The organism is Methylobacterium bullatum (genome assembly GCF_014845095.1).
In the GTDB taxonomy this organism is placed as follows: Bacteria; Pseudomonadota; Alphaproteobacteria; order Rhizobiales; family Beijerinckiaceae; genus Methylobacterium; species Methylobacterium bullatum.
Genome location: NZ_NKUG01000051.1, coordinates 104236 through 115959, shown reverse-complemented (window position 1 = coordinate 115959; position 11724 = coordinate 104236). Strand labels below are relative to the sequence as shown.

The 11724-nt window shown below is 63.6% G+C and carries 8 protein-coding genes and 1 pseudogene; 2 read left to right on the top strand and 7 right to left on the bottom strand.

Annotated features, from left to right (window positions below; translation table 11 throughout):
- Positions 1–42: 42 nt before the first annotated feature.
- From infB to rimP, 4 genes are all read right to left on the bottom strand, one after another.
- Positions 43–2964, bottom strand: a complete 2922-nt coding sequence (gene infB / locus MBTS_RS08035) for a translation initiation factor IF-2 (protein ID WP_018044937.1) — start codon at positions 2962–2964, stop codon at positions 43–45.
- On the bottom strand, positions 2965–3783 hold the full coding sequence (locus MBTS_RS08030; protein WP_147830244.1) for an RNA-binding protein: 819 nt from the start codon (positions 3781–3783) through the stop codon (positions 2965–2967). It lies immediately after the preceding gene.
- Between the two features lie 196 nt (positions 3784–3979).
- A complete protein-coding gene (nusA, locus tag MBTS_RS08025) occupies positions 3980–5581 on the bottom strand; it encodes a transcription termination factor NusA (protein ID WP_056161852.1) in 1602 nt (533 codons plus the stop codon).
- Between the two features lie 86 nt (positions 5582–5667).
- Complete coding sequence (rimP, locus tag MBTS_RS08020; RefSeq protein ID WP_056140722.1) at positions 5668–6441, bottom strand: ribosome maturation factor RimP; 774 nt, start codon at positions 6439–6441, stop codon at positions 5668–5670.
- 239 nt (positions 6442–6680) lie between these two features.
- Here rimP and MBTS_RS08015 point away from each other — a divergent pair, with 239 nt between their 5' ends.
- Positions 6681–7328: a CatB-related O-acetyltransferase gene (locus MBTS_RS08015; protein ID WP_192215372.1), complete on the top strand. Its 648-nt coding sequence runs from the start codon at positions 6681–6683 to the stop codon at positions 7326–7328.
- A 37-nt stretch (positions 7329–7365) separates the two neighbouring features.
- Here MBTS_RS08015 and MBTS_RS08010 read toward each other — a convergent pair whose 3' ends face one another.
- The 3 genes and pseudogenes from MBTS_RS08010 to MBTS_RS08000 form a co-directional block, all read right to left on the bottom strand.
- Positions 7366–8073 (bottom strand): hypothetical protein, encoded by a 708-nt coding sequence (locus MBTS_RS08010; protein WP_192215371.1) that lies wholly within the window; start codon positions 8071–8073, stop codon positions 7366–7368.
- A complete protein-coding gene (locus tag MBTS_RS08005; RefSeq protein WP_192215370.1) occupies positions 8070–9170 on the bottom strand; it encodes a PD-(D/E)XK nuclease family protein in 1101 nt (366 codons plus the stop codon). Before MBTS_RS08005 ends, MBTS_RS08010 begins: the two co-directional genes overlap by 4 nt.
- A gap of 179 nt (positions 9171–9349) precedes the next feature.
- A pseudogene (locus MBTS_RS08000) lies at positions 9350–9754 on the bottom strand (Asd/ArgC dimerization domain-containing protein); the annotation flags it as partial.
- Between the two features lie 468 nt (positions 9755–10222).
- Here MBTS_RS08000 and MBTS_RS07995 point away from each other — a divergent pair.
- Positions 10223–11506, top strand: coding sequence for a methyl-accepting chemotaxis protein (locus MBTS_RS07995; protein ID WP_308444991.1), 1284 nt, complete (start codon positions 10223–10225; stop codon positions 11504–11506).
- Positions 11507–11724: the final 218 nt, after the last annotated feature.

Sequence of the window (11724 nt, the reverse complement as noted above, 5' to 3'; positions counted from 1 at the left end):
AGCGCGCGCTGCAGCCGCCGGGTTCGTCTGGCCGCGTCGCTGCTAGAGCGTGCGGCGGATCTCCTCGACCCGGTAGCACTCGATCGTGTCGCCGGCGCGCATGTCCTGGAAGTTCTCGAAGGACATACCGCACTCGTAACCCGACCCGACTTCCTTGGCGTCGTCCTTGAGGCGCTTCAGCTGGGACAGTTTGCCCTCGTGGATCACCACGCTGTCGCGGATCAGGCGGACGTGAGCACCGCGCTGCACGACACCGTCGGTGACGCGGCAGCCGGCGATCTTGCCGACCTTCGAGACATCGAAGATCTGCAGGATCTGCGCCTCGCCGAGGCGCTCCTCGCGCAGGGTCGGCGGGAGCATGCCCGAGAGAGTCGCTTTGATGTCATCCACGAGGTCGTAGATGATGTTGTAGTAGCGGATCTCGACGCCCTTGTTCTCGGCCGATTCGCGCGCTTCCTTGTGGGCTCGCACGTTGAAGCCGATGACGACGGCCTTGGAGGCCTCCGCCAGGGTGACGTCCGACTCGGTGATGCCGCCGACACCCGCGAGCAGGATGCGCGCCGACACCTCGTCGTTGCCGAGCTTCTCCAGTGCGCCGATGATGGCTTCCACCGAGCCCTGCACGTCGCCCTTGACGACGATGGCGAGTTCCTTGCGGCCCAGGCCTTCCTTGAGGTCGCGCATCATGTCGACGAGCGAGCGGTTCGCACCGCCGGTCCGTGCGGCGATGCGCTCGCGCTTCTGACGGGCGCGATACTCGGTGACTTCACGGGCACGGGCTTCGTTCGGCACCACGGCCACGCGGTCACCCGCGTCCGGAGTTCCATTGAAGCCGAGCACCTCCACCGGCACCGACGGGCCGGCATAGGGGATGCTCTCTCCCTTGTCGTCGATGAGGGCGCGGACGCGACCCCATTCGGCGCCGGCGACGACGATGTCGCCGGTGAAGAGCGTTCCGCGCTGCACGAGCACCGTCGCGACGGGACCACGACCGCGATCGAGCTTGGCCTCGATGACCGTACCCTCGCCGTCGCGGGCTTCGTTAGCACGCAGGTTCAGGATCTCGGCCTGGAGCTGCAGGCCTTCGAGAAGGTCCGGCAGACCGTCGCCGGTCTTGGCAGAGACTTCGAATTCCAGGGTCTCACCGCCCATCGATTCGACCTGGATGTCGTGCTGCAGCAACTCGGTGCGGACTCGCTGCGGGTTCGCCTCGGGCTTGTCGATCTTGTTGATCGCCACGATGAGCGGCACGCCGGCCGCCTTCGCATGGCTGATTGCCTCCACCGTCTGGGGCATGACACCGTCATCTGCCGCCACCACGAGCACGACGATGTCCGTCACCTTGGCGCCGCGGGCCCGCATGGAGGTGAAGGCCGCGTGGCCGGGAGTGTCGATGAAGGTGACCATGTCACCGGATGGCGAGGCCACCTGGTAAGCGCCGATATGCTGCGTGATGCCGCCGGCCTCACCGGACACCACCGCGGTCTTGCGGATGGCGTCGAGAAGCGAGGTCTTGCCGTGGTCGACGTGACCCATGATGGTCACGACGGGCGGACGCGGATCGAGATCCTCCTCGAGATCGGGCTCGTCGTTGAACAGGCCTTCCTCGACGTCGGACTCGGCGACGCGGCGCACGGTGTGTCCGAGTTCCTCGGCAATGAGCTGAGCGGAATCCGAGTCGATCACGTCGGTGATCTTGTGGATCTCGCCCTGCTTCATGAGCAGGCGAATCACGTCCACGGCCCGCTCCGACATGCGGTTGGCGAGTTCCTGGATGGTGATCGTCTCGGGGATCGTCACCTCGCGGGAGAGCTTTTCCTTTTGCTCAACCTGCCGGTTGCCGCTCATGCGCTGCTGACGGCGGCGGAACGAGGCAACGGAACGCGTGCGCTCGTCCTCGCCCGACGTGGCGGTAGCGATCGTGAGACGCCCACGGTTGCGGTCGCCGCCCGGCTGCTTGGGGGTCTTGGGCGGCGTGATGATCTTGAGCGGCATGCCGGGACGGCGGATCACGCGCTTCTGCTCGCTCTCCTCCTCGGCAGCCTGTGGCCGACCCGGCGCGCGGGCGGTGGGAGCCGCCGCACCGGCCGGGCGTGCGGCCGTGGAAGCAGTCGGAGCCGCCTCTGGTTCGGGCGCGGGCGCCGGCTTGGCCATGAAGTTCAGGTCGCGCGGCTTGCGCACGTCTGCGGTGATGGTCTTGCGCGGCTCGGCCGGTGTCGGGCGTGCCGTGAGGGGCTGACGCACGGCAGGGGCCGCCGGACGAGCCGGGGCCGCAGCCTGCGGAGCGGGAGCAGGTGCTGCCGGAGCAGGCTTCGGGGTGGAGGATATCGGAGCCGAGACGGGCGCCATCGGCACCGTCTTGGAGACGGGCTTCGGCGGCGTTGCCGGAACGGGCGCAGCTGCGGGGGCTGCCGCAGCGGCCTCCTTCGCAGCGGCCTCAGCGGCGCGAGCCGCCTCACGTGCAGCTTCTTCCTCGGCACGCAGGCGAGCCTGCTCCTCGGCGCGAAGGCGCTCCTCTTCCTGACGGCGACGCTCTTCGGCCTCGCGCTGACGGATTTCCTCAGCCTCGCGGGCACGCTGAGCAGCGGCCTCTTCTTCGACCTTGCGGCGTGCTTCCTGCTCACGGCGCTGGGCGTCGGCGAGAGCTGCGGCGCGCGCGTCACGCTCCTGCTCGCTCAATGTCCGCAGCACGACGCCACCCGCCGCCCGCTGGGCGGGGCGCGGAGCTGCAGGTGCGGGAGGCGCCACGCGTGACGCCGGGGCGACCGGTTGCGTTTCGCGAACGGGAGCGGCCGGTGCCGCCCCGATGACGCGCCGCTTCACGGTCTCGACCACGACCTGCTTGGAGCGGCCATGGGAGAAGCTCTGACGCACCGTTCCCTGCTCGATCGGGCGCTTCAAGGACAGCGGCTTCGAGGGGGGTCGTGCCTGCGTCTTGTCGCCCGGATTATTCGTATCGCTCATTCAGTCCAAACCCTGAGGGTTTCCATCGTCCCGTGAACCGGCAAACTGCTGTGCGCCGGGTAAATCCGTCTCGTCGTCGTCCTGCAGAGTCGGAGCGGTCTGCCCTGTTCGGGCGTAACCGGCCCCCTCGGCCGTCGTGGGCTTGCCCTCGAAAGAGCGTAGCCGACGCCAACGCGCAAGGCAGCCGGTGCTTCCGACTCCTGCGACAAGCGCCGCATGTATCACATGATCCCGACCCAAGGCCATGTCCAATTCTTCATTGGACAAATCATCGATGACCGGGACACGGGATATGGCATCGCCATGCCTCCGGTGCAATGCCGCAGCGATCTTCCGCCTACCATCCGCACTGCCATCCGAGGCCTGTATCACGGCGGCTACGCCGGCCTTGTCGCCGATCGCGGATTCGACCTTGGCGAAGCCGGCCACCAGGCAACCCGCCTTGTTGGCGAGTGACAGGGATTGGCGCAGGTCCTCGCGCAGGATCGCGGCGACCCGGTCGCCCAGATCCGCCGGTGCCGCGGCATCCTTGGTCTTGAAGGCACGCTGGAACAGCCGCTTCTTCAAGGCCGCCTCCACGGTGACGCGATCGGCGGTGAGCCATGCACCGCGCCCCGGCAGCTTCGCTTTCAGATCGGTCACCACCTCGCCGTCCGGCGACAGAACGAACCGAATCATCCCATCGGGATTTTGCGAGACCCGGCTGACGAGGCATGTGCGCATTGCATTGCGCCGGCCGCGCCCGAGACCGGGATCGAGCAGCGTGTTCGGCTCCGGTTCGGCGGCATCGTCCGCGACATCTGCGTATTCGCCCGTCATGCGGCGGTCGGATCCCTGTTGATCGTCGCATGGACCGCAACAATTCGCGGCCCTCTCGCCTTGCAACCCACCGGCATCCTCGACGTGAGATGCCGGAATGTCGCGAAGGCACTCTCCGGTCGGCCCTGCGATTCCTGAGGCCCGTCTTAGGCGGGTGCCTCAGGGGGGAGCGCCTGGCTCGCCCGGAACGCTGTGCTCAGACCGCCTCGGGCTCTCCGTCAGTGGTCTCGGCTTCATCCGCCTCGACCGGCGCCTCGATCCATCCGGCCTTCACGCGGGCCGCCATGATCATGGCTTCTGCTTCAGCGCGGGAGATCTCGAACCCGTCGAGATAGCCAGCATGCTTGGTGGCCTCGGGGCCGCGTCCCTCGGTGTAGCCCACGAGATCGTCCGTGGCGCAGCCCGCGAGATCTTCCACCGACTTAACGTCGTTCTCGCCCAACGCCACCAGCATCGGCGTGGTCACGCCGTCGATCTCGCGCAGGTCGTCGGCGACGCCGAGTTCCTGGCGCTTGGCGTCGAACTCCGATTCGACGCGAGCGAGATGATCCTGGGCGCGGGCCTGGATCTCGGTACCGCTTTCCTCGTCGAGGCCCTGGATATTGGCGAGCTCGCCCGGTTCGACATAGGCGATTTCCTCCACGTTCCGGAAACCTTCCGCCGCGAGGAGCTGACCCACCGTCTCGTCGACGTCGAGGGCGGCCATGAAGACAGCGGTGCGTTCGGCGAATTCTTTCTGGCGCCGCTCGGATTCCTCGGCCTCGGTGAGGATGTCGATGTCCCAGCCGGTGAGCTGCGAGGCGAGGCGCACGTTCTGGCCGCGACGGCCGATGGCCAGCGAGAGCTGGTCGTCGGGCACCACCACCTCGATGCGGTCGGCCTCCTCGTCGAGCACCACCTTGACCACCTCTGCGGGCTGAAGCGCGTTGACGATGAAGGTCGCCTGGTCTTCCGACCACGGGATGATGTCGACCTTCTCGCCCTGCAACTCGCCGACCACCGCCTGGACGCGGGAGCCGCGCATGCCGACGCAGGCACCGACGGGGTCGATGGAGCCGTCCCGCGAGATCACGGCGATCTTGGCGCGCGAGCCCGGATCGCGGGCCACCGCCTTCACTTCGACGATGCCGTCGTAGATCTCCGGCACTTCCTGCCCGAAGAGCTTGGCCATGAATTGCGGGTGGGAGCGCGACAGGAAGATCTGTGGGCCACGCACTTCGCGGCGCACGTCGAACAGATAGGAACGGATACGGTCGCCGGGGCGGAAGGTCTCGCGCGGGATCATCTCGTCGCGGCGCACGATGCCCTCGCCGCGTCCCAGATCGACGATGACGTTGCCGTACTCGACCCGCTTGACGAGGCCGTTGACGATCTCGCCGATGCGGTCCTTGTACTCGTCGAACTGGCGGTCGCGCTCAGCGTCGCGCACCTTCTGGACGATGACCTGCTTGGCCGACTGGGCTGCGACGCGGCCGAAATCGAAGGGCGGCAGGGTGTCGGAGATCACGTCTCCCACCAGGGCACCGGGATTGTAGCGGCGGGCCTGGTCGAGGGTGACCTCGCGGGCGTCGTTCTCGACCTCGTCCACCACCACGAGGTGGCGCGACAGGCGGAGCGCCCCGGTCTTGGGGTCGATCTCAGCATGGACGTCCGTCTCGGCGCCGTAGCGCGAGCGGGCGGCTTTGGCGATGGCCTCCTCCATGGCGTCGATGACGATGGAGCGGTCGATCACCTTCTCACGGGCGACCGCTTCGGCGATCTGCAGGAGTTCGAGCCTATTGGCGCTGACGACAGCCATCGGATTTCGTCCCTCTCTTCGTCGTGTGTTTTTTTCGGAAACCCCGGCGTGCCATCGGGCATCCACCTGGGCTCCGGGCCGATGTTCTAGTGAAGCTTGCCGTCGTCCTTGACCCGCACCGCCTTGGTGCGGACCGGCTTGGCCTTGTTGGCCCGGCTCGCCTCGGTTTCGATCTTTTCGGGCTTGGGCTTGGCCGAAGCCTTGGGCTTCAGCGGCCGCTCGACCTTCTTCTTGAGAGGGGCGGGGGGCTCGATCTCGGCCTCGGCGCCCTCTTCGATGTCGTCTTCGTCCTCATCGTCCAGCATCGGCGGTGGCCCGCCGCCGCGTCGCAGCGATTCGCGCACGAGATCGTCGGTGAGGACGAGGTAGGCGTCGCCGAGATCGTGAAGTGGCAGGTCGATGCGGCTCGGCAGACCCTCCTTCACGTCGGGAAGATCGATCGGCACCGTGAGGCCATCCGCGTTAGGAGCTCGGATGATCCCACGAAAACGCTTCCGGCCGTCGAGGGGTATCGCCAATTCGATTTTGGCTTCGTAGCCGGCCCAACGCTCGAAATCGACGGCCCGTACCAGCGGCCGGTCGATGCCGGGGGAGGAGATCTCGAGATAATAGGCCTTGCCCACCGGGTCGTCGAGATCGAGCAGAGGCGAGATCGCCCGGCTCACGGTCTCGCAATCGTCCACCGTCATGGTGCCGTCCGGCCGCTCGGCCATGATCTGCACGGTGCAGCCATTGGCGCTCGACACCCGCACCCGGACCACGCGATAGCCGAGGCCCTCGATCGAAGCCTCGATGATCTGCACGACCCGTGCGGCGACGCCGGTCTCGGTGATCAGACGTTTTTCGGAAGTGTCCGCCATGCTGCGCTGTACGTCCGGCCTTGCGTGAAGCGATCCGGTGCGAGAGGCGTTGCGGCAATAAAAAAGAGCGGACCCGGTGGGGCCCACTCCCGAACCGCAGCCTCAAGACTGCAACCAGAACTGATGTGCTATGAGTAGTCCCATCGTCGGATCGTTTCAAGCGATTTCGCGAACCGTTCCCCGGCGGAGCGCATCCCGGTCGCTCCGTCGCCGTCAACTCGTTTCAGGGAGCCTCGGCCATGGCCGCCGATCCGTCGTTCGGACCCGACCCGGATTGCCTTCACCCGGTTGCGGGCCACAGCCGCATCACCTTCATCCGCAATCTCCCCCTGCCGCCGAATGTCGAGGTCGGCGCCTACACTTACTATGACGACCCCGCCGGCCCGGAGGCCTTCCTCGACAACATCCTCTACCACTTCGCCTTCCTGGGCGACCGCTTGCGAATCGGTCGCTTCTGCGCGTTTGCGGCGGGCACGCGCTTCCTCATGAACGGGGGCAACCACCGCCTCGATGCGCCCTCCACCTACCCGTTCGTCATCTTCGGCGGCGCCTGGGCCGGACGCTTCCCCGAAGAGATGGCCTTTCCCAACCGGGGCGACACGGTGATCGGCAACGATGTCTGGCTCGGCTACGACAGCACGATCCTGCCGGGAATCCGCATCGGCGACGGAGCCGTGGTCGCCGCCAAATCCGTGGTCACCCGCGACGTACCTCCCTACGCCATCGTCGCGGGCAATCCGGCCACGCTCGTACGGATGCGCGTACCGCCCGATATCGCCCCGCGACTGCAGGCCGTGGCGTGGTGGGACTGGGATGCCGAGCGGATCACCCGGTGCCTACCGGCGATCAGTGGTGGGGATGTGGCGGCGTTGGAGGCTGAAGTTTGATGCCGGTCCGTCTTACGCCGGAGCCTTCCATGTCCGCTTACCGGCCCGCAGATGCGTTGTCCTCTAGCGGGAACGGGCTCGGTCTCCAAAATGGCTCGAGGGGGCTTCCGACGATGGTCTCGGCTTCCCAACGATGCAACAGGGTGGCGAGAGCGGCCCGATCGTTGGCCATGAGCGGCTCGCCGATGAGGCAGGTCCGGTCGTTGATCAACTGCCAGTGCGCATCCTCCATCACGGCCCCCTTGCGGTACTGCTTGCCCATTTTGGACCAGATCGCGCGAGCCTCATCGAGTTCGCCGAGCGCGATGCAGGAGACGAGGTGCCAATCCAGGCCAAGACGTCCGACCGTGGCGGGACGGGTGCGGGCGAAGTCGAGACATCCTCGCGTTGTGTCCAGGGGGCGAAGGATCGCCAAGGCATCCTCTTCGACACGAGTGACGAAATCGTCGTAGATCGTCGGGTCGGACCAGAACCAGCCCTGGCCACCCTCGAAGCCTTCGGAACGGGCAATCCTTCCGCTGCATCGCCCGAGTGAGGACGATGAACGAACTCCGGGCATGAAGAACTCGACGAGATACCAGCCCGCAACGCAATAGGCCGGATTGCTTGTCCGATCGAGGTGGATCAATCGTCCGACAGGCCCGACGGGAAGAAGCCAAAAAGAATTCCTGCCGGCAGCGACAAGATCAGTATTTCTGTCGAGCAGACTCTTGGCGAGGCCTTTGATTTTTTTAATGGTCGTCATTTTATTGGCCTCACTTGAATAATAACTATACCATTTGACTGTGGCCAAAATTTCTTGGCGGCTCTGGCTAGGAACAGCGCTCTTGTTGAGCTTAGCCCCGCCGATCCAGTTTTATAATCATAGACGCAGACTGTTTGATTTGGGGAGAGTTCGAAAAGATCGAGGCGTGCTGAACCCTTTTCTCCATAATCTGCTTCATCGCCGGTACTGCTTATCGAAAATTCGACGCGCACGTCGGGATAAGCCCTTGCGATGAATGTGTGTGCGATATCGACATGGATCATGGTGCCGAGTTGCTGTCTCGTCAGAAGAGGATTCAAGGCCGTCAGCCGTTTCGTCGCCTCGTCCGTGACCGCCTGAACCTCGGCATTACGTGGACAAGCTTGGTCGAGCGTTGCCTGATCGACCGGACCAACCCAAATGACGGGAAGTTTCTTGTCCGGATCTGGGTCGAAGTCGTAGCGCAGTGCCGTTCTGCCCGGCGCCTTGCCGAATCCTGGCCTCCGAGCTTCCAGATAAGTGAAGAGAAGTGCCGCCGCTTCGAGTGTTACCTTGACGGCCGGAGCGACGACGACCGCCGGCAGAAAGACGTGTTGTATCGAGGGCTGGGATTGCGATTTGGATGACGCGAACGTGCCACGCGAGAGAACCTCTCCCGATGCCCCATCGCGGATGGTCTGAGCGTCGCCCGAATTCTCGAAAATCCTGCTTTCGCCATCCGGTGTGACGACGGCGTGCTGGTCGTTCCAATCTCCGCGTCCCGAACGAATACGCAGCGATAGAATCCGGGCCCCGTCATCGGTGACGGTTTCCTCTCGCGTGGATGTGCCTGACGTGCTTCCGTTATCGATGGAGGACCGGAGTGCCTGACCGGTTGACGGACGATCGGTCAGGCGACTGCCTCCGACGCCCCCGTCGGAGACCCACCGCCCACCATCGCTTTGGCCGGCGGGCGCACGGGGCTGGGCTGGATCGTACTTCCGGTCCAGGCTTTGTTGGAGGCGGATCAGTTTTGTCTCCGTCGCCAGTATGGCGAGTCGGCGACGGAGGGTTTCGGTTTCATGCCCGCGTTTGGAAGTGCCCCGCATCGCGATCACCCATGGTCGTGATTTGTTCTATTTATGGCTATCCTAAAATAGGAAAACTTTCAATTGAAATGCATCTCCTCCTGCTTCGCAAGAGGATTGCCCATAAAAAACGCCGCCCCGTGAACGGGACGGCGTCGATGATAATGGCCGGTCGATGGGTTTCGGCCCGAGGACTGGAAGTGGAGTGATCAGGCCGCAGCCCGCTCCTTAAGCAGCTTCCGGTTGATCAGCATCTCGGCGATCTGCACCGTGTTCAGGGCCGCGCCCTTACGCAGGTTGTCGGCGACGCACCAGAACGAGAGGCCGTTATCGACCGTGGAATCCGCGCGGATGCGCGAGACATAGGTCGCATCCTCGCCGGCCGCCTCGTGCGGGGTCATGTAGCCGCCGGGCTCGCGCTTATCGACGACCAGGATGCCCGGCGCCGAGCGCAGGAGGGCGGTGGCCTCCTCGGGCGAGATCGGGTGCTCGAAGCGGTAAAGACCGAATGGGTCTGCTGGAACAGCTCGTTCATGGCCTCCGTGCCAGCGCCGGAGACCGAATGATAGGTTGCCACCAGCACGCGGGTTTATCTCTGCCACGTCATGCAGGGGGCTCCGAATCCGTGGTCACCCCGGATGGCGTCGAGGGCTTGGTTTCGCGACAAGATCCGCCCGCCCGGTACACTCGCGCATTTCACATGAAGGGTGTCCGACGTATTGGCGCTGCCTTGTTCTGAGTCATCGGAGGAGGTGACCCACCGGACCGGAAGCGAATTGGCCAGACATGTCGGGATCTTTCTGCGCCCCGCGCAACGGATATGGGAGGCGCACCGTCAAGCGCATCGTCGACCTGCAGGACGATATCAAACGCTACATCGCCGAGCACAAGAGCCGCGTCCGCCCATCGTCTGGACCAAGCCGGCCGAAGCCATCGATCGACTTCCTGACGCATCCGTCTGAGTCAGCGCCCAAGCGCTGCTTAAGTAGCGTAATATAGGGCGCAAATAATAACGAAATATTCACTATTATAGTTATATGATATGCGCCTATCTATGATACATTTTTGCAGGGCGACTGACGATGAAGATTTTCACTAGACGTCCTAATAAAGTTAGTGCGCGGGTAATTTCGCACAATGTGTGTGCTAAATTTCTCGACTGCATGTCTCATGCTATTTACGTCGTCGATCGAGATTCCCCCATTTTCAACGTGGTCTACGCGAATAACAAATTCATGACGACCATGCGTGCCAACTCTATAGACGAACTTACAAACATTTCGGTGATGGCATACCATACATTCGAACAGGGGAATGGACTTACGATAAACGATGTGGCCGGCCCTTTCGTGGAAAGTATCAACCAAGATGGGCACGGACAAGCAACTATGAGATTTTTGCGATGCGACAAAACAGAATTTATGGTCGACATTTATTGTGAGTCTGTGACTATCGAGGGAAAAAACTATGGAATCACATTTGTAGAGGACGCAAAATATATTGAGATAGAAAATCAGAAGAGAATATATATGAATGGCTTGACAGAAGAATTTGAGCAATCGGTTGGAAAAGTTTCTGGATCGGTCAATTCTTTCTCGGGTGATCTACAAACGTCTGCAAAAATCATGACCAGAACAGCGATGGAAACCGCTAAATTATCGTCCGTTATGCTTTCGGCGGCCGAGCATGCGGCTGCAAATGTCAGCATGGTGGCCGCCGCAGCCGAAGAGCTCGGCAGTTCCGTCAGTGAAATCGCCCGCCAGGTTCAAGGCTCGGCGGGACTGGCTCAAGCCGCCGTGGGCGAAGCCAACCGCACCGTGGCCTTCGTCGGGGCGTTGCGCCAGACCTCGTCCCGGATCGGTGACATGGTCGGGATGATTTCCAGCATCGCCGGCCAGACCAATCTGCTTGCCCTCAATGCCACGATCGAGGCGGCGCGTGCCGGTGATGCAGGCCGCGGCTTCGCGGTCGTCGCCGCCGAAGTGAAGGAACTGGCGAGACAGACGGCGGACGCGACGAAGGAGATCGCTGCGCAGATCGGCGAAATTCAAAGCGTGACAGATCAGGCCGTGTCGGCCATCGACTCCATTACGGACCGAATCCGCGAGATCAGTGACGTGGCCACCAGCATCGCTGCGGCCGTCGACCAACAGGGAACCGCAACCCAGGAGATCGTGCGCAACGTGGCGCAAGCCTCGGCCGGCACCGCCGAAGTGACGGGCAACCTTGCCGGAGTCGCTCATGCCTCGAAGGATACCGGGGCCGCCGCGCAACAGGTTCTCCTCGTCTCGGATCAGTTGTCCTCCCAGTCCGAACACCTCTCGGAGGAAATTCACCGCTTCTTGAGCACATTACGAGCCGCCTGATCGGCGAGCCCACTGCAGGCTTCCGCGTGAATCAAAGGTCATCCAGGAGAGCGAGGTCGACATTTCCGCGAAGGTGATCTGCGAAACCTTGTAAGCTTTCCACCTCGCTGACGACCCGGCCCAGGCCAAAACCTTCTCGCCACCGGGCTTTCGAGATCCTGCGGGCGAGCTTGAGGCTTGCCCCCACCTTTTCGCGATTTACGATGCGACCGCGGGCC

Coding starts and splice junctions, on each gene's coding strand:
- infB (WP_018044937.1), bottom strand. CDS start 2,964: ATGAGCGATACGAATAATCCGGGCGACAAGACGCAGGCACGACCCCCC.
- MBTS_RS08030 (WP_147830244.1), bottom strand. CDS start 3,783: ATGACGGGCGAATACGCAGATGTCGCGGACGATGCCGCCGAACCGGAG.
- nusA (WP_056161852.1), bottom strand. CDS start 5,581: ATGGCTGTCGTCAGCGCCAATAGGCTCGAACTCCTGCAGATCGCCGAA.
- rimP (WP_056140722.1), bottom strand. CDS start 6,441: ATGGCGGACACTTCCGAAAAACGTCTGATCACCGAGACCGGCGTCGCC.
- MBTS_RS08015 (WP_192215372.1), top strand. CDS start 6,681: ATGGCCGCCGATCCGTCGTTCGGACCCGACCCGGATTGCCTTCACCCG.
- MBTS_RS08010 (WP_192215371.1), bottom strand. CDS start 8,073: ATGACGACCATTAAAAAAATCAAAGGCCTCGCCAAGAGTCTGCTCGAC.
- MBTS_RS07995 (WP_308444991.1), top strand. CDS start 10,223: ATGAAGATTTTCACTAGACGTCCTAATAAAGTTAGTGCGCGGGTAATT.